The sequence below is a fragment of the Streptomyces sp. B5E4 genome (assembly GCF_039871555.1).
In the GTDB taxonomy this organism is placed as follows: Bacteria; Actinomycetota; Actinomycetes; order Streptomycetales; family Streptomycetaceae; genus Streptomyces.
Map to the genome: position 1 here is coordinate 88,931 of NZ_JBDPMI010000025.1, position 18,435 is coordinate 107,365.

Below are 18,435 nucleotides of genomic sequence, written 5' to 3' on the forward strand. Positions count from 1 at the left end.
ATGCCGATCGCGCTCCGGGACGTCGAGCCGCGGCTGCTGCGCGCTTTCGCGGCGGTCGCGGAGACCCTGCACTTCACCCGCGCCGCCGGGCGCCTGTACGTGGCGCAGCAGGCGCTGAGCCGCGACATCCGCAGGCTCGAACGCGAACTGGGCGCGGAGCTGTTCTCCCGCACCACCCGCCAGGTGCGGCTGACCGCGGAGGGCGAGCGGCTGCTGCCGTACGCCCGCAGGGTGCTCGCCGCGTACGACGACATGGCCGCCGCCGCGGACCCGCGGACCCGCCCGCTGCTCGTCGACGTCGGCGCCCGCTACAGCACGGGCCAGCGGATCCTGGACGCGGCCCGCGCGGCGGCACCGGAACTGGAGCTGGTCGCGCGGTTCCACAGCGGTCTGACGGGTGCGGCGGCGGAGATCGCGGCGGGGCGGCTGGACGTGTCGTTCGGCCGGGTGGCGGGGCTGGCCGCGGAAACGCGGGCGGGCCTGCGGCACGAGCTGGTACGGCTGGAGCCGATGGCGGTGCTGCTGCCCTCGGCCCACCCGCTGGCGGCCCGCCCCACGGTGCCGCTGGCGGCGCTGGCGGGCGAGACCCTCTACGCGGCCGACGGCAACGCGGCGACGGCGGAGTGGACGGACCTGGCCCGCGAACTCTTCGCCGCCCACGACATCCGCCTGGCGGCACCCTTCCCGGAGATCGACGGCGAGGCGGAGTTCGTGCGGCTCGTCCACAGACACGGCTGGTCGGTCCTGGCCACCACGGAATTCGCGCCCGTCCCCGCCATGGCCCTCCGCCCCCTGACGGACCCGGTCCCGCTGTCGCCGGTCTCCCTGACCTGGCGCCGCGGCCTGACCCACCCGGCGATGACCGCCCTGCGCACGGCGGCGCGGAAGCTGGCCGGTGACCACGACTGGCTGCACCACCCCCAAGACGCCTGGCTCCCGGAGGCCGACCGGGCCCTGCATGCCTCCACCTGACCGCTGTTCCGGTCGCTGATGCCGAAGCAGACCGAGCCGTCACCGAAGGCCGGAGTACCGGGCGTACGCGACTCACCGCGCACCCGCAGCCGGTACGGTGCGGGCGTGCCGGAGTTCGCGGAGCAGTTGCCCGCCCTGATCGGCGTGGTGATCGGGGCCCTCGGTTCGTACGTGGCGGTCATGCACGGCGAGCGGGTGCGGTTCCGCCGTGAGCGCACCGTGCGGTGGGAGGACCGGCGCCTGGCCGCCTACCAGGCGTACGCCCTCGCCGTGAAGTCGACCGTCAGCCCGCTGTTCCGGGTCGCCGCCCACTTCGGCAACGACGCCAACCCCCACCCGCTGCCGCCGCGGGAAGCCGGGCCCGGCCTGGGCGATGCCTCGCAGGCCCGCGATCTGGCGTGGGAGGAGATGCTGTTGCTCGGCTCGCCGGAGGTGGTGGAGGCGGGCCGGGCGTGGGCGCAGACGGTCGCGGCGATGGAGCGGTTCGTACGGGACGGGACCCGCGATCCGGGTGCGTGGTCGGCTCTGGTCGGGGAGCAGCGGGTGGCGCGCGAGGCGTACTACGCGGCGGCCCGGCGGGATGTGGCACTCGGGCCCGGGCACTCGGGCCGGTGGCAGCCGGGAGACAGGCCGTGAGCCGGTGGCCGACCCGGCGCACCGGCGATCACGGCGACGGCCTCAACCGAGCCTGCCGAGTTCGGCGGTCACAAGGTCCGAGAGGCGTTGCGCGGTGGCGAAGTCGGGGGCGAGGCGGTTCTTGGTGACCGCGAACGACGTCTCCGTGGCGGGGTCGGCGTAGGCGTAGCTGCCCCCTCCGCCGGGCCAGCCGAACGCGGTCGGTGCCTCGTCCGCCGGGGCGCCGAGGCGACCGAGCGGGTAGCCCAGAGCCAGTCGCGCGGGGTTGCCGAAAACCTGGTCGGTGCCCTCGAAGGCGACCGCCGACAGCTCCTCCAGTTGCTCCGCGGCGATCAGCCGGCCGTCGAGGAGCGCCGCGTAGACGGTCGCGATCCCCCGTGCGGTGAAGGTGCCCACGGACGGGACGTCGGCCTGGAGGAAGCCGGAGTCGTTGCCCATCGACGCCCGGGGCTGCCGTTCCCACGGGGCGAGGAGGCCGTCGTGCTCCGCCGGTTCCGCAGGCTGCGACCCGGCGTCCTCCAGCCGGGCGAGCCGGGCGAACGCGGCCGGGGGCACGCCGAAGTACAGCTCGCCGACGATCCCGAGGGGCGCGGCGATCCGGTCGTGCACCAGCCGCCGCACCGGCCGGCCGGTGACCCGGCGCGCGATCTCGCCGGCCAGGAAGCCGAAGGTGAAGGAGTGGTAGCCGGTCCGGGTGCCGGGTCGCCACCGCGGTTCCGCGCCGGCGAGGGCCGCGCAGACCCGTGGCCAGTCGGCGAGGTCGGCGGGGCCGATGCCGCCGGGCATCGCGGGCACTCCCACCGTGTGCGTCAGTACATGCCGCAGGGTCGCGGTCTCTTTGCCGTGTGTCCCGAACTCCGGCCACACCTCCGCCACCGGCGTGTCATAGCCGATCAGTCCGTCCCTGACCAGCAGGTGGGCGAGCAGCGCGGCCACGCCCTTGGCCGTGGAGAAGCTGAAGAACAAGGTCTCCGGGGTCACCGGCCGTCCGGTCGTGCCGTCGGCCACACCGGCCACGGCATCGACGACCGGACGGCCCCGATGGTGGACGGCGACCTGCACGCCGGTCTCGGCCCCACCGGCGACCAGTTCGTCCAGGACGTCCTGGACCCGTTGCCGGAGGGTCACCGGACCGCGCCGAGGCCATCCAGGCGGTGCTCCCACGCCGTGCGGCGGCGCTGCAGCCACGCCTCGGCGTTCCGGAGGCCGGCCGGATCGAGTCGGCAGGTACGGACCCGCCCGGCCTTCTCCGACCGCACCAGCTCGCTGTCCTGGAGCACCCGCAGGTGCTGGACCGTCGCGGCGACGGTCACCCCGAGGTGGGCCGCCAGCTCGCTCACGGTGGCCGGGCCGTGGGTCAGGCTCTCGATCACCGCCCGCCGGTTCGCGTCCGCGAGCGCGTGGAAGACCCGGGCCGCCGCCTCCGCCTCATACTTAAGCATGTACTTAAGTTACTCGTCCGGGTCGCGAAGTCGAAGGAGGGGCGCGGGTTCCCGGTCCCGGGGCCGGCGCACCGGCCGCGCTGGACCCGGGGGCACGCCCGCGTTCGTGCGCGAGGGGTTGACGGCACCCGTGGGGGTCTCTAGCTTCCGAAATCGATTTCAGATCGTGGAGTCGAGGGATGCGGAGGGCCGCCATGACCGTCGACCGCGCCGGACGAGCCGGCGATCACGACTGCCGCCCCGGCACCGGCTGTTGCCCGCCGCGCGGCTCCGCGGTGCCGGACGGGCTCAACCGGCGCGGGTTCGTCGCGCTCGGCGCCGCCGCCGCCGTCGCGCTGGGGCTGCCGCCGCGGAGTGCCGTCGCGGTGCCCGCGGACAAAGGGCTGGACGCCGGGTGGTTCAAGGAACTGCGGCGGCGGGGGGAGGCCACCGCGTACCGCGGGGACGCGCTGGCGAACGTAGGCATGCCCGTCGGCGGGATCGCGGCCGGACAGGTGTACCTCGCCGGGGACGGGCGGTTGTGGCTGTGGGAGGTGAACAACCCCGACAGCTTCCCGTACGGCGGCGCCGACTGGCAGGGGATCCACTACGCGGAACCGCTGCCGGTGACCGCGCCGTTCGCCACCGGGTTCGCCCTGCGGTGGGCGTCGGCCGCGGGCGGCGGGACCGCGTCCCTCGACGGCGACGGCTTCGCCGACGTCGTCTTCCGCGGGCGCTACCCCCTCGGCACCGTCACCTATGCCGACCCCGGCGTCCCGCTCGCCGTCACCCTCGACGCGTACTCCCCCTTCATCCCCACCGCCGTGGACGACTCCTCGCTCCCCGTCACCGTCCTCGAATACACCCTCCGCAACACCGCGAACCACCCCCTCACCGCCGAACTCCTCGGCTTCGCGGAGAACCCCGTGTGCCTGCGCAGCCGCACCGCCCAGCCGGTCACCCTCACCGCCGCCCCCTTCGAGGGCGACGCCACCGGCGTGCAGTTCGGCGCCCGCGCGGACACGCGTCCCGAACCGCCGCGCGAGGAAATCGTTTTCGAGGACTGGGAGCGCACGGACTACTCCCGCTGGACCGCCACCGGCACCGCCTTCGGGCCCGGTCCCGTCACCGAGGCCGAGTGTCCCGACTACTTCAGGCGCTTCGGCGACCTCGGCGTCTCCGGCACCCGCTTCGTCACCTCCCACCACTTCCGCGCCGGCGGCGACGCCGCCGCGGCCGACGGGCACCGGGGCAAGCTCGTGAGCGAGCCGTTCACCATCCAGCGCCGCTACGTCGCCGTCGGCGTCGGCGGCGGCAGCCAGGCCGGCACGGCGTGCGTCGACGTCGTCGTGGACGGGGTGACCGTCGCCTCCTTCACCGGCCGCAACGCCGAGCCGATGGCCCCGCGCGCGTACGACGTCAGCGCCCACGAGGGCAAGCGGGCGACCATCGAGATCGTGGACGAGTCGACCGGCGGCTGGGGCCACGTCAACGTCGACCGGATCCGCTTCACCGACACCCCCGTCGCCGAACAGCCCCTCGGTGAGCTGACCGACCACGGCACCTTCGCGCTCGCCGCCGCCCACCCCGCCGCCCGCGTCCGGCCCTCCGTCGCCGACTGGTCCACCCCAGACGCGCTCTTCGACTCCGCCGACGCCCCCGCCGAGGCGGACGGCGGCCGGGCCACCGCCACCGGGGGCCAGGCCGGGACGGTCACCGTCCCCGTACGCCTCGCGCCCGGCGAGACCGCGCGCGTCCGCTTCACCCTCGCCTGGCACTTCGACCGCGTCGACCGGCAGCTCTTCGGCTATCTCACGGGCGCCGGCTCGCTGCGCCGCCACTACGGCACCCGCTTCGCCGACGCCCGCGCCGCCACCGCCCACGCCGCGGCCCGTGGCGACGAACTCGCCGCGGCCACCCGGGAGTTCGTCCGCACCTGGTACGAGGACGCCACCCTTCCGCACTGGTTCCTCGAACGCACCCTGGCCCCCGCCTCCACCCTCGCCACCTCCACCGCCCACCGCTTCCAGGACGGCCGCTTCTACGCCTGGGAGGGCCTGTACTGCTGCGACGGCACCTGCACCCACGTGTGGAACTACGCCCAGTCCGCCGCCCGGCTCTTCCCCGCCCTGGAGCGCGACACCCGCGAGCGCGTCGACTTCGGGCTCGCCTTCCACGAGGAGACCGGCGCCGTCGACTACCGCGGCGAGGCGGCCCGGCACGTCGCCCACGACGGCCAGTGCGGCAACGTGCTGCGCACGTACCGCGAACACCTCATGGCCCCCGACACCGCCTTCCTCACCCGCGTCTGGCCGCGCGTGAAGAAGGCCACCGAGTACCTGATACGCGCCGACGCGCTCGACGGCCGGCCGCCGGACGGCGTCCTCGAAGGCGAGCAGTACAACACCCTCGACGCCTCCTGGTACGGCGAGATCCCCTGGATCTCCGGCCTGTACGTCGCCGCCCTGCACGCCGCCGCGGCCATGGCCGACGAGATGGCCGACGCCGCCTTCGCCGCCGCGTGCCGCGAGCTGGCCGCGCGCGGCACGAAGGAGCTGGAGGCGCGGATGTGGAACGAGCGCTACGGCTACTTCGAGCACCTCGTGGACCCCGCCCACGCCGACGCCATCAATTCCAACCGCGGCTGCCACATCGACCAGATGTACGGCGAGACGTACGCCTTCCAGCTCGGCCTGCCGCGCGTCTTCCCCGGGGACAAGGCGCGTACCGCGCTCGCGAACCTCTACCGGCACAACTTCCTGCCCGACGCGCAGTCCTACAAGGACGTCTCCGGCATTCCCGGCGGCCGGATCTACTCCACCGAGGGCGAGGCGGGCACCGTCATGTGCACCTGGCCGTTCGGCGGCAGCGACACCGCGCCCGGCAGCGGCGAGCCGTTCGCGATCGGGTACTTCAACGAGGTGTGGACCGGGCAGGAATACCAGTTCGCCGCCCACCTCATGCACGAGGGCTTGACCGACGAGGCCCTGGCCGTCACCCGCGCCGTGCACGACCGGCACCGCGCGGAGAAGCGGAACCCGTACAACGAGATCGAGTGCTCCGACCACTACGCGCGCGCCATGATGAGCCACGCCGTCTACCTCGCCGCCACCGGCTTCGACTACCACGGGCCCCACGGCCGGCTCGGCTTCGCACCGCGGCTCCGGCAGGGCCGGGACTTCGCCGCGGCGTTCGTCACCGCGGAGGGCTGGGGACTGTACCGCCAGCGGCGCCGGGGCCGCACGCTGACCGCGCGCGCGGAGCTGCGCTACGGGACGCTGCGGCTCACCTCGCTCGCCGCGCCCGCCCGCGCCGGGGCGCGGGCGACGGCGGAGGCGATCGGGCGGGACGGGCGCCGGCGGCGCGTCGCGGTGCGCGGGACGTCGGACGGGAACGGGCGGACGGCTGCGGAGTTCGCCGAGGAGGTCACCCTGCGGGCGGGGGAGACGCTGGAGGTGACGTACCGATGACGAGGTCGCGTACGCCGGGTGCCCCGGCCGCGCAGCCCGGGGACGCGGCATCCGCCGCCCCCGGCGGGCCGGTGCCCGCGCCCGTGACCTTCGCCGTCGTCGGCGGGTTCCTCGGCGCCGGCAAGACCACCACCCTCGCCGCTCTCGCCCGCGAACTGGGCGCCCGCGGGCGGCGGGTGGCGCTGATCGCCAACGACCAGGGCGACGACCTCGTCGACACCCGCCTCGCCGAGGCCGCCGCCGGCTGGGCGGGCGAGGTCACCGGCGGCTGCTTCTGCTGCCGTTTCGAGGACCTGCTGGACGTCGTCACGCAGGCTGTCGAGGAGTACGGCGCGGACACGGTCCTCGCCGAGGCGGTCGGCAGTTGCACGGACCTCCAGGCCACGGTCGTACGGCCGTTGCGCCAGCGGTACGGGACGCGGTTCCGCGTCGCGCCGCTGCTGACGGTGGTGGATCCGGCCCGGTTCGCGGCCCTCGGCCGGGCCGGGGAGGCGGACCTCGCGTACCTCTTCGACCGGCAGCTCGCCGACGCCGACGTGATCGCGCTCAACAAGGCGGATGCCGTGGACCCGGCGCTGTCGGCCGCGGTACGGACCGCGCTGGCGTCCCTGCACCCGGGCACACCGCTGCTGACGTACTCGGCCCGTACCGGCGCGGGCCTGCCGGCACTCGCCGACACGCTGACGGAACCGGCCCCCGACGCCCCCGGCCACCCCGCCGCCGACACCGCCCCGATCGGCCTCGCGCGCCGGGCCGTTCACGCGGGCTCCGCCGCCCCCGCGGCGCCCCGCGTCCCCGCGGCACCCGGCTTCCCCGCCGGACCGGGCGCGAGCGCCGGCCGTGACCGCGACCTCGTCATCGACTACGACCGCTACGCCGCCGCCGAGGCCCGCCTCGCCTGGCTCAACCACACCGCCGAGGTCCGCGCCCCGCACTCCGCCGCCGGCTTCCCCTCCGCCCGCTGGGCCGCGACCCTGCTCGCCGAACTGACCGCCGGCGCCGCCCTCGTCGGCCACGCCAAGGTCCACCTCACCGCGCCCGACGGCCGGACGACGAAGGCGTCCGCGGTCGGCGACGGCCGGGCCCCGGCGGTGGACGCCGACGGCGGCACGATGCGGTCGGCGCGGGCGCTGGTCAACGCGCGCCTCGCCTGCCCCGCGGCCGAACTGGACGCCGCGCTGGCCGCCGCGGTCCGCGCCGCCGACGCCGCGGCGGGCGCGGCGACGTCGGCCCCGGCGCCCCCCGCCGCCTTCCACCCCGCCTACCCCCGCCCCGCCCACCGCCTCCCGGCCGGCGTACCGCCCTCTGTTACATCCGGGTGAACCCCGGTAAACACCCTGGTCCAGCCCCCGCACGAGGCCCGTCCACCCGCCTTGAGCACCGTTTCCTCACCTGTCAAGTACCCCTTGAGTGAGGGCAAGGTTGCGCGTGCGTCACTTGTCAACACAGGGTGGAAACCCACCGTCCCTACGGTCACCCTGAACCAGATCCGCCGCCCCGCCCGCGGGTGCGGCACGCCGACGAAGGGCAGGGACGGCTGCGATGACCGGCTCCGGGCAGACCGCGCGCAGGGGGAAGCGCTGGATCGAGGAGTGGGACCCCGAGGACGAGGCGTTCTGGGCGGAGAAGGGCGAGAAGACCGCCAACCGCAACCTCCTCTACTCCGTCTTCTCCGAGCACATCGGCTTCTCCATCTGGACTCTCTTCTCCGTCCTCGTCCTCTTCATGGGCGACGAGTACGGCATCGACGCCGCCGGGAAGTTCTTCCTCGTCTCCGTGGCCACCCTCGTCGGCGCCTGCGTACGCGTGCCGTACACCTTCGCCGTCGCCCGCTTCGGCGGGCGCAACTGGACGGTGTTCAGCGCGCTGATGCTGCTGCTGCCGACCGCCGCCGCGTTCGCCGTGATGGAGCCGGGGACGTCGTATGGCACTTTCTTGCTGGTCGCCGCGCTCGCCGGGGTCGGCGGCGGCAACTTCGCCTCCTCGATGACGAACATCAACGCCTTCTTCCCGCTGCACCGCAAGGGCTGGGCCCTCGGTCTCAACGCCGGCGGCGGCAACATCGGGGTGCCCGTCATCCAGCTCGCCGCGCTGCTCGTCATCGCCGTCGCCGGCGACGGGCGGCCGCGGGTGCTGCTCGCGGTCTACATGCCGCTGATCGTGATCGCCGCGGCGCTCGCGTGGTGGCGGATGGACAACCTGGCGCCCGTACGGAACGACACCGGGGCGGCGAAGGAGTCGGTCAGGGACGCGCACACGTGGATCATGTCGTTCCTGTACGTGGGCACCTTCGGCTCGTTCATCGGCTACAGCTTCGCCTTCGGGCTGGTGCTGCAGACCCAGTTCGACCGCACCCCGCTGCAGGCCGCGGCCGTGACCTTCATCGGGCCGCTGCTCGGCTCGGTGATCCGGCCGGTCGGCGGGTGGCTGGCCGACCGCTACGGCGGGGCGCGGATCACGCTGTGGAACTTCGCGGCGATGGCCTGCGCGACCGGCGTCGTCGTCTTCGCGTCGGTACGGGAGTCGCTGCCCGTGTATCTCGTGGGATTCGTCGCGCTGTTCCTCTTCTCCGGGCTCGGCAACGGCTCCACGTACAAGATGATCCCCGGCATCTACCAGGCCAAGGCGATCGCCCTCGGGCTGCGGGGCGAGCAGGCCAACGCGTACGCGAGGAGGCTGTCCGGCGCCGCGATCGGGCTCATCGGCGCGGTCGGGGCGCTCGGCGGGCTCGGCATCAACCTGGCGTTCCGGCAGTCGTTCCTCGCCAACGGCAACGGCACGGCCGCCTGCGTGGCCTTCCTCGTCTTCTACGCTGTGTGCTTCGTGGTGACCTGGGTCGTGTACCTGCGCGGGCCGCGCACGCCCGCGGCGCGCGCCGAGGGCGCGGACGGCCCGGAGCCGCGGCAGCCCGCCTACGTGGGGGTCTGAGCGGAGCACCATGGCACGGCACGAACGGCACCGACCGGGGAGCAGCGCACCATGACCGTACCCGCCGAGGTCAAACCGCTGGAGGGCTTCTCCGTCGGAGTCACGGCCGCCCGCCGCGCGGACGAGCTGAGCACCCTGCTGGCCCGCCGCGGCGCGGTCGTGCACCGCGCGCCCGCGCTGCGGATCGTGCCTCTGCACGACGACGACGAACTCCTGAACACCACCAAGGCGCTCATCGGCGACCCCCCGGACGTCGTCGTGGCCACCACCGCCATCGGCTTCCGCGGCTGGGTCGAGGCCGCCGGCGGCTGGGGCCTCGGCGACGCGCTGCTCGACAAGCTGGCGGGCGTCGAACTGCTCGCGCGCGGGCCGAAGGTGCGCGGCGCGATCCGGGCGGCGGGGCTGACCGAGTCGTGGTCGCCGGCGTCGGAGTCGATGGCCGAGGTGCTGGAGCGGCTGCTCGCCGAGGGCGCCGAGGGCCGGCGGGTGGCGCTGCAGCAGCACGGCGAGCCGCTGCCGGGCTTCGTCGAGTCGCTACGGGCCGCGGGGGCGGAGGTCATCGTCGTACCGGTCTACCGCTGGATGCCGCCGGAGGACCCCGCGCCGCTGGACCGGCTGCTGGAGGCGGTCGCCACCCGCGGCGTCGACGCGGTGACGTTCACCAGCGCCCCGGCCGCCGCGAGCTTCCTGGACCGGGCGGCCGCCCGGCACTGCCGCGACGAGGTCCTGGACGCCCTGCGCCACGACGTGCTGCCCGCCTGCGTCGGGCCGCTCACGGCGCTGCCGCTGGAGCGGCACGACGTGCCGACCGCCCAGCCGGAGCGCTACCGCCTCGGCCCGCTCGTCCAGCTCGTCGCCCTCGAACTCCCCGGCCGCGTCCGGCCGCTGCCGGTCGGCGGGCACCGCATGGAGATCCGCGGCCACGCCGTGATCATCGACGGCGCGCTGCGCCCCGTGCCGCCGGCCGGGATGTCGCTGCTGCGCACCCTGGCGCACCGGCCCGGCTGGGTCGTCTCCCGGGCGGAGCTGCTGCGCGCGCTGCCGGGCGCGGGCAGCGACGAGCACGCGGTGGAGACGGCGATGACCCGGCTGCGTACGGCGCTGGGCGTGCCGAAGCTCATCCAGACCGTCGTCAAGCGCGGCTACCGGCTGTCCCTGGACCCGCCCGCGGACGACAAATACGCTGAGACAGGGCCATAACGCACCCGCGAGGGCGGCCGTTGAACGCCCCGGCGGCGATCTCCGTACTCCTCGACCCGGAGGTGAGGGATGCGGGACGATGCCGTGGTGGCAGCGCAGCGCTCGAAGCCGACTCCCGACGAGGAGTTGATGCGGGTCCTCTACCGCGAGCACGCGGGCCCGCTGTTCGGCTTCGTGCTGCGCCTGGTCGCCGGGGACCGGCACCGGGCGGAGGACGTCGTACAGGAGACGCTGCTGCGCGCCTGGCGGCACGCCGACGAACTGGCTGCCGCGGACGGCTCCGTACGGCCCTGGCTGGTCACCGTGGCCCGCCGGATAGTGATCGACGGGCACCGCAGCCGGCAGGCGCGCCCGCGCGAGACCGACCCCGCGCCGCTGGAGAGCGTCCCGGCCGCCGACGACACCGACCGGGTGCTGCGGCTGATGACGATCTCCGACGCGCTCGCCGACCTGACGCCCGCCCACCGCGCCGCGCTGGTGGAGACGTACTTCAAGGGCCGGACGGCGAGCGAGGCGGCCGAGGTGCTGGGCGTACCGGCGGGAACGGTGCGCTCACGGGTGTTCTACGCGCTGCGCTCGCTGCGGTTGTCACTGGAGGAACGGGGAGTGGTGCCGTGACCGAGCAACGGCATCCGGACGTCGGGGCGTACGCGATCGGCGCGCTGGAGCACGACGAGGCGGAGCGGTTCGAGGAGCATCTCGCCGGCTGCGAGCGGTGCGCCGCCGCGCTGGCGGAGCTGGTCCCGGTCGCCGACATGCTGGCGGACGTGCCGCCGCCGCAGGAGCCGCCGCCGGGCGCGCTGGACCGGCTGCTGACGGAGCTGACGGCGGTACGGGCCCGGCAGCGCCGGGTGCGCCGGCGGCTGTTCGTCGCGGTGACGGCGGCGGCGGTGGTGGCGATCGCGGCACCGGTGGTGACGGCGGTGGTGCTGACCGGCGACGACCCGGCCCCGGAGCAGCGCCGCGCCGACGTGTCGGGGCAGGAGGTCAGAGCGGTGGACCCGGAGACGGGCGTGGAGGCCAGAATCAGCATGCGCCCGGTGACCTGGGGCACGAGCGTGGACCTGGACCTCCGCGGGGTGAGCGGCCCGCGCCGCTGCGACCTGCAGGCCGTGGGCAAGGACGGCTCGCACGAGACGGTGACGAGCTGGGGCGTCCCGGCGGACGGCTACGGCGCCGGAAACGGCAGAAACGCGGGCGCGAGCGGCCAGGGCGGCGGAAACAGCCTGCGGACGTCGGGGGGCACGAGCATGTCGCCGGACGACATCGACCACTTCGAGGTGGTCACGTCGGAGGGCGACCGGCTGGTGGTCGTCCCCGCGGAGGTCGGCTGACGCCCCCGCACCCCCGCCGACCTGGGCCGACCTCCGGTCACCCGGCCGCTCCACTCCCCGACCGCACCCGTCGGCCGGGCCGGTCTGCCCCGCACCCGTCGGCCACCGCCCGGCCTCCGGGCCCCGAGCCGCCGCGACCGGTCCGGCCCTCCGCGCCCCCACACCCCCGCCGACCTGGGCTGACCTCCGGTCACCCGGTCGCGAGAGGTAAGATGAACGGCTGCCTTGTCCGCACGAAGGGGGCCGCGGGTGACCGCGCACATCACCGCCCCGGACTCCGTCCGGGAGCGCGAGATCCAGGCCGAGCAGGACCATCTGGACCGCGTGTACGACCGCCTTGAGGAGAAGATCCACGAGGCGGAGTTCCTCATGAGCGACGCCGCCAAGCGCGGCCAGGTCGGTACCCCCGGCGCGCTCGCCGAACGCGACGCGCAGGTCTTCCGCGCCGGCGTCCATCTCAACCGGCTGAACAGCGAGTTCGAGGACTTCCTCTTCGGCCGCATCGACCTCCTGCCCGGCAAGGACGGCGTCCGCGGCCCCGACGGCGCGTACACGTCCGTCGAGCCCGCCGACGACGCCGTGGCCGGCGACGACGGCGGCGAACAGCGCGCCCGTATCGAGGAGACCCTGCACATCGGCCGTCTCGGCGTCCTCGACGCCGACTACGCCCCGCTGGTCATCGACTGGCGCGCCCCCGCCGCCGCGCCCTTCTACCGCGCCACCCCCGTCGCCCCCGGCCGGGTCGTGCGCCGCCGTGTGATCCGCTCCAAGGGCCGCCGGGTGCTCGGCGTCGAGGACGACCTGCTGCGGCCCGAGCTGTCGGTGACGCTCGCCGGTGCCGCGCTGCCCGTGGTCGGCGACGGTGCGCTGATGGCCGCCCTGGGCCGGGCCCGTACGCACGCGATGCGCGACATCGTCTCCTCCATCCAGGCCGAGCAGGACACCGTCATCCGCGCCCCCGCCGCGTCCGTCACGGAGGTCGAGGGCGGCCCCGGCACCGGTAAGACGGCGGTGGCGCTGCACCGCGCCGCGTACCTGCTGTACCAGGACCGCCGGCGGTACGCGGGCGGGATCCTCGTCGTCAGCCCGACGCCGCTGCTCGTGGCGTACACCGAGGGCGTGCTGCCGTCGCTGGGCGAGGAGGGGCAGGTCGCGATCCGCGCGGTGGGCTCGCTGGTCGAGGGCGCCGAGGCGTCGCTGTACGACGAGCCGCGGGTGGCCCGCGTCAAGGGCTCGGCGCGGATGGTGCGGGTGCTGCGCCGGGCCGCGCGCGGGACGCTGACGGCGGGCGACGTGCCGCAGCGGCTGCGGGTGGTCGCGTTCGGCGCCCGGGTGGAGCTGGACGCGCGGGACCTGCGCCGCGTACGGGAGGCGGTGCTCGGCGGTACGGCGCCGGTGAACCTGCTGCGGGCCAGGGCCCGCCGGTTCCTGCTCGACGCCCTGTGGCAGAAGTCCGGTGCCCGGCCGCGCTACGACGACCCCGAGCTGGCCGCAGAGGCGCGGGCGGGGTTCGACGAGGACATCTCCACCGAGGACGACTTCCTCGCCTTTCTCGACGCCTGGTGGCCGGAGTTGACGCCGCGCGCGGTGCTCGCGGCGCTCGCCGACGAGAGGCGGCTCGCGGGCTTCGCGCGGCGCGTGCTGAACCCCGGCGAGGTCCGCCGCCTCGCCCGCTCGCTGGCCCGCGACGGGCTGACCGTGCACGACGTGGCGCTGCTGGACGAGTTGCGGGTGCTGCTCGGCACGCCCGCGAAGCCGGCCAGGCAGCGGGAGCTGGACCCGCTGGACCAGTTGACGGGCCTGGAGGAGCTCACGACGTACGGGGAGCGCACGGCGCCCGTACGCCGGCGCGACGAGGAGCGGCAGGAGTACGCGCACGTCATCGTCGACGAGGCGCAGGACCTGACGCCGATGCAGTGGCGGATGGTGGGCCGCCGCGGGCGGCACGCGACGTGGACGGTCGTCGGCGACCCGGCGCAGAGTTCGTGGCCGGACCCGGACGAGGCCGCCGCGGCGCGTAGGGAGGCGCTGGGCACCCGGCCGCGGCGCCGCTTCACGCTGACCGTCAACTACCGCAACCCGGCGGAGATCGCCGAGGTCGCCTCCCGGGTCCTGGCGCTGGCCATGCCCGGCACCGAGCCGCCGGAGGCGGTGCGGTCGACCGGCGTGGTGCCGGCGTTCGCGGCGGCGGGTCCTGATCCGTACGACACGGTGCGCGCGGAGGTCGGGCGGCTGCTGGCGGACGTGGACGGCACGGTGGGCGTCGTGGTGCCGATGCGCCGCCGCGAGGAGGCCCGCGGCCGGCTGGCGGGGCTGGGGGAGCGCGTGGTGGTGCTGGGCAGCCTGGAGGCCAAGGGGCTGGAGTACGACGCGACGGTGGTGCTCTCGCCCGCGGAGATGGCCGACGAGTCGCCGGCGGGCCTGCGGGTGCTGTACGTGGCCCTGACCAGGGCGACGCAGCGGCTGACGGTCGTGGCCACGGCCCCGGACCTTCCGGATGCCGACGGCGTCCCCGACCTGCTGCGTCCGTAGGCGGGAGCCACGGGGGCCGCCGAGACGGGAATGGCCTTACGGGGACGGTTTGTTAGCCTGAGTGTGGCACCGGCCCGATCCATGCCCCCGGGCCCAACCATCGGCGCTTCGAGCGCCCACTTGCCGCGAGGCGAGCTGGCGGGTCGGTGCCACCAGGCTTCTCCGGGCCGGGTGTGCGGCAGCAGCCGCCCATCCGGCCCGCCGCCTTTCCCGGACCGGAATCCCGGTCAGTGCGTTTCCCGCGGTCCCGGTTTGTGGAAAAGTGATTCCGCATCCCGGAGGGTTTCCGGATACCGCCCAGTAGGTGCGACCATCGATCCGATCCGCAGCGGGGCGTGTCGCGCCCCGTGGCTTCACCACACAAGAGGGAACACACGGCCATGGCAACGGCGCCAAGCGTCTCCTACTCGAACACGGTCCGGCTGGAGGTCCCCGCGGGGGGCAACGCCGTCAGCCAGCTCACCTCCGCCGTGGAGTCCTCCGGCGGCAGCGTCACCGGCCTCGACGTCACCGCCTCCGGCCACGAGCGGCTGCGTATCGACGTCACCATCGCCGCCGCCTCCACGGACCACGCGCGCTCCATCGTCGAAAAGCTCCGCGGCATCGAGGGCGTCACCGTCGGCAAGGTCTCCGACCGTACGTTCCTCATGCACCTCGGCGGCAAGATCGAGATGCAGTCCAAGCACCCGATCCGCAACCGCGACGACCTGTCGATGATCTACACCCCCGGCGTCGCCCGCGTCTGCATGCAGATCGCCGAGAACCCCGAGGACGCCCGCCGGCTGACCATCAAGCGCAACAGCGTCGCCGTCGTCACCGACGGCTCCGCCGTCCTGGGCCTGGGCAACATCGGCCCCAAGGCCGCGCTGCCGGTGATGGAGGGCAAGGCGGCGCTCTTCAAGCGCTTCGCGGGCATCGACGCCTGGCCGCTGTGCCTGGACACCCAGGACACCGACGCCATCGTGGAGATCGTCAAGGCCATCGCGCCCGGCTTCGCCGGCATCAACCTGGAGGACATCTCCGCACCCCGCTGCTTCGAGATCGAGGCGCGGCTGCGCGAGGCGCTGGACATCCCCGTCTTCCACGACGACCAGCACGGCACCGCCATCGTCGTGCTCGCCGCGCTCACCAACGCGCTGCGGGTGGTCGGCAAGGAACTGGCCGACGTGCGCGTGGTGATGTCCGGGGCCGGCGCCGCGGGCACGGCGATCCTCAAGCTGCTGATCGACGCGGGCGCCAAGCACGCCGTCGCCGCCGACATCAACGGCGTCGTCCACTCCGGCCGCGCCGACCTGGTGGACGCCCCGCCCGGCAGTGCGCTGCGCTGGATCGCCGAGAACACCAACCGCGACGGCCTCACCGGCACGCTCAGGGACGCCGTGCGCGGCGCGGACGTCTTCATCGGCGTCTCCGCCCCCGACGTCATCGACGGCGCCGACGTGGCCGCCATGGCGTCCGACGCGATCGTCTTCGCGCTGGCCAACCCCGACCCCGAGGTCGACCCGGCCGCCGCCCGCGAGCACGCCGCCGTCGTCGCCACCGGGCGCAGCGACTTCCCGAACCAGATCAACAACGTGCTCGTCTTCCCCGGCGTCTTCCGCGGCCTGCTCGACGCGCACTCGCGGACCGTCAACTCCGAGATGATGATCGCCGCGGCCCGCGCCATCGCCGACGTCGTCCAGGGCGACGAGCTGAACCCGAACTACATCATCCCGAGCGTCTTCAACGACCGGGTGGCCCCCGCGGTCGCCGACGCCGTCCGCGACGCCGCCCAGGCCGCGGGCGTGACAGAGCCGCCCACCACCGGGCCGTAACCGCCCCTGCACCCCGCGTGGGAACGGGCCGGGCCCCGGCGCGTCGGCTGGCTTTCGGGCCGCCCGTACGTCATAAGTGTGCGGATGGACGGGCTGCGGTGCACGACGCGCCAGGGCGCCGGATTGGCGTTTCCGCCGCAGGTGAGGGCAGGATGCGTAGTCGGGCGCGAGGCGCTGTCACGGGACCCGGTTACGGGGACTGTCAGCGGGTCCTGGCAGCATCGGCTTTGATCTCACGCCTCAATGGCAAGAAAACACGGGAGACAGATATGAACCGCAGTGAGTTGGTGGCCGCGATCGCAGAGCGCGCCGAGGTGACCCGCAAGGACGCCGACGCCGTGGTGGCCGCCCTCGCCGAGGTCGCCGGGGAGGTCGTCAGCAAGGGCGACGAGAGGATCACCATCCCCGGCTTCCTGACCTTCGAGCGCACCCACCGCAAGGCGCGCTCCGCCCGCAACCCGCAGACCGGCGAGCCGATCCAGATTCCCGCTGGTTACAGCGTGAAGGTCACGGCCGGCTCCAAGCTCAAGGAAGCGGCGAAGGGCAAGTAAGGCCCGCAGACCGACGAAGGAGGGCGGCCGGACCCAGCGGGGGCGGCCGCCCTTCGCCTGTCCGGCCGCCCTCCCTCCGTACGCGGACGGGGCGGGCGGGCGGCGCTCAGCCGGCCGCGGCGGCGCCGACCGGGACGTCCGGCAGCTCTGCGCGGGCGCCGAGGTCCGCGAGCTTCTGCAGGAAGTTCTCGTAGCCGCGGTTGATCAGGTCGATGCCGTGCACCCGCGAGGTGCCCTGCGCCGCCAGTGCCGCGATGAGGTACGAGAAGCCGCCGCGCAGGTCCGGGATGACCAGGTCGGCGCCCTCCAGCTTGGTCGGCCCGGAGACGACCGCGGAGTGCAGGAAGTTGCGCTGCCCGAAGCGGCAGGGGGTGCCGCCCAGGCACTCGCGGTAGAGCTGGATGTGCGCGCCCATCTGGTTGAGCGCGGAGGTGAAGCCGAGGCGGGACTCGTACACCGTCTCGTGCACGATCGACAGCCCCGAGGCCTGCGTGAGGGCGACGACCAGCGGCTGCTGCCAGTCGGTCTGGAAGCCGGGGTGGACGTCGGTCTCCAGCGCGATGGCGTTCAGCGGGCCGCCGGGGTGCCAGAAGCGGATGCCCTCGTCACCGATCTCGAAGGCGCCGCCGACCTTCCGGAAGGTGTTGAGGAACGTCATCATCGAGCGCTGCAGCGCGCCGCGGACGAAGACGTCGCCCTCGGTCGCCAGCGCCGCGGACGCCCAGGAGGCGGCCTCCAGCCGGTCCGGCAGGGCGCGGTGGGTGTAGCCGCCGAGCTGGTCCACGCCGGTGATGCGGATGGTCCTGTCGGTGTCCATCGCGATGATCGCGCCCATCTTCTGCAGCACGCAGATGAGGTCCTCGATCTCCGGCTCGACGGCCGCGTTGGACAGCTCGGTGACGCCCTCGGCCAGCACGGCCGTCAGCAGCACCTGCTCGGTGGCACCCACGGACGGGTAGGGCAGCCGGATCTTCGTGCCGCGCAGCCGCTGCGGGGCCTCCAGGTACTGCCCGTCGGCGCGCTTGTCGATCCGGGCGCCGAACTGGCGCAGCACGTCGAAGTGGAAGTCGATGGGCCGGCCGCCGATGTCGCAGCCCCCCAGGCCGGGGATGAAGGCGTGGCCGAGGCGGTGCAGCAAAGGGCCGCAGAAGAGGATCGGGATACGGGACGAGCCCGCGTGCGCGTCGATGTCCGCGACGTGCGCGCTCTCGACGTACGTCGGGTCGAGCACCAGCTCACCCGGCTCGTCGCCGGGGCCGACGGTCACGCCGTGGAGCTGGAGCAGGCCGCGCACCACCCGCACGTCGCGGATGTCCGGGACGTTGCGCAGCCGGCTGGGGGAACTGCCGAGCAGCGCGGCGACCATCGCCTTGGGCACGAGGTTCTTGGCCCCGCGGACGTGGATCTCGCCCTTGAGGGGCGTACCGCCGTGGACGAGAAGGACATCGGCGCTGTCAGGAGCTGTCATGGGGCTCGCGATCCTGGAGACGGGCTGGGACAGACAGAAATGCTAATGCCCCGTCCATCCCCCTCCCCCGGGCCGGGGCGTGACGGGGAACGTCATGAATTCGCTACAG

Annotated in this window: 14 protein-coding genes; 11 read left to right on the top strand and 3 right to left on the bottom strand. The window is 74.3% G+C overall.

Annotated elements, in window-relative coordinates:
• Together ABGA99_RS26910 and ABGA99_RS26915 are read left to right on the top strand one after the other, a co-directional pair.
• Positions 1-972, top strand: a complete 972-nt coding sequence (locus ABGA99_RS26910) for a LysR family transcriptional regulator (protein ID WP_347583610.1) — start codon at positions 1-3, stop codon at positions 970-972.
• A 105-nt stretch (positions 973-1,077) separates the two neighbouring features.
• The gene (locus tag ABGA99_RS26915) at positions 1,078-1,608 is read left to right on the top strand and encodes a hypothetical protein (RefSeq protein WP_347580053.1); all 531 of its coding nucleotides are present in this window, start codon (positions 1,078-1,080) and stop codon (positions 1,606-1,608) included.
• Positions 1,609-1,650: 42 nt separating this feature from the next.
• Here the strand turns inward: ABGA99_RS26915 and ABGA99_RS26920 are convergent, their stop codons facing one another.
• On the bottom strand, positions 1,651-2,736 hold the full coding sequence (locus tag ABGA99_RS26920) for a serine hydrolase domain-containing protein (RefSeq protein ID WP_347580052.1): 1,086 nt from the start codon (positions 2,734-2,736) through the stop codon (positions 1,651-1,653).
• Positions 2,733-3,050 carry a metalloregulator ArsR/SmtB family transcription factor gene (locus ABGA99_RS26925; protein ID WP_347580051.1) on the bottom strand — a complete coding sequence of 106 codons (318 nt, stop codon included), beginning with the start codon at positions 3,048-3,050 and terminating at the stop codon, positions 2,733-2,735. The genes ABGA99_RS26920 and ABGA99_RS26925 overlap by 4 nt, the downstream gene beginning before the upstream one ends.
• Before the next feature lie 194 nt (positions 3,051-3,244).
• Between ABGA99_RS26925 and ABGA99_RS26930 the strand changes: the two genes are divergently transcribed.
• From ABGA99_RS26930 to ABGA99_RS26970, 9 genes are all read left to right on the top strand, one after another.
• Positions 3,245-6,499, top strand: a complete 3,255-nt coding sequence (locus ABGA99_RS26930; protein WP_347583611.1) for a GH116 family glycosyl hydrolase — start codon at positions 3,245-3,247, stop codon at positions 6,497-6,499.
• Positions 6,496-7,821 carry a GTP-binding protein gene (locus ABGA99_RS26935; protein WP_347583612.1) on the top strand — a complete coding sequence of 442 codons (1,326 nt, stop codon included), beginning with the start codon at positions 6,496-6,498 and terminating at the stop codon, positions 7,819-7,821. Before ABGA99_RS26930 ends, ABGA99_RS26935 begins: the two co-directional genes overlap by 4 nt.
• A 220-nt stretch (positions 7,822-8,041) precedes the next feature.
• The gene (locus tag ABGA99_RS26940) at positions 8,042-9,427 is read left to right on the top strand and encodes a nitrate/nitrite transporter (protein WP_347580049.1); all 1,386 of its coding nucleotides are present in this window, start codon (positions 8,042-8,044) and stop codon (positions 9,425-9,427) included.
• Positions 9,428-9,478: 51 nt separating this feature from the next.
• The gene (locus ABGA99_RS26945; protein ID WP_347580048.1) at positions 9,479-10,627 is read left to right on the top strand and encodes a uroporphyrinogen-III synthase; all 1,149 of its coding nucleotides are present in this window, start codon (positions 9,479-9,481) and stop codon (positions 10,625-10,627) included.
• A gap of 69 nt (positions 10,628-10,696) precedes the next feature.
• Positions 10,697-11,245, top strand: a complete 549-nt coding sequence (locus ABGA99_RS26950) for a sigma-70 family RNA polymerase sigma factor (protein ID WP_347580047.1) — start codon at positions 10,697-10,699, stop codon at positions 11,243-11,245.
• On the top strand, positions 11,242-11,961 hold the full coding sequence (locus tag ABGA99_RS26955) for a zf-HC2 domain-containing protein (protein WP_347583613.1): 720 nt from the start codon (positions 11,242-11,244) through the stop codon (positions 11,959-11,961). The genes ABGA99_RS26950 and ABGA99_RS26955 overlap by 4 nt, the downstream gene beginning before the upstream one ends.
• Positions 11,962-12,210: 249 nt before the next feature.
• Positions 12,211-14,493, top strand: a complete 2,283-nt coding sequence (locus ABGA99_RS26960; RefSeq protein ID WP_347583614.1) for a UvrD-helicase domain-containing protein — start codon at positions 12,211-12,213, stop codon at positions 14,491-14,493.
• Positions 14,494-14,873: 380 nt separating this feature from the next.
• Positions 14,874-16,307, top strand: coding sequence for an NAD-dependent malic enzyme (locus tag ABGA99_RS26965; protein WP_347580044.1), 1,434 nt, complete (start codon positions 14,874-14,876; stop codon positions 16,305-16,307).
• A 269-nt stretch (positions 16,308-16,576) separates the two neighbouring features.
• Entirely contained in the window at positions 16,577-16,858 is a 282-nt protein-coding gene (locus ABGA99_RS26970) for an HU family DNA-binding protein (RefSeq protein ID WP_027741684.1), read from the top strand.
• Positions 16,859-16,964: 106 nt separating this feature from the next.
• On the opposite strand, the gene murA is transcribed toward ABGA99_RS26970, so the two are convergent.
• Positions 16,965-18,326, bottom strand: a complete 1,362-nt coding sequence (gene murA / locus ABGA99_RS26975) for a UDP-N-acetylglucosamine 1-carboxyvinyltransferase (RefSeq protein WP_347580043.1) — start codon at positions 18,324-18,326, stop codon at positions 16,965-16,967.
• Positions 18,327-18,435 lie beyond the last annotated feature (109 nt).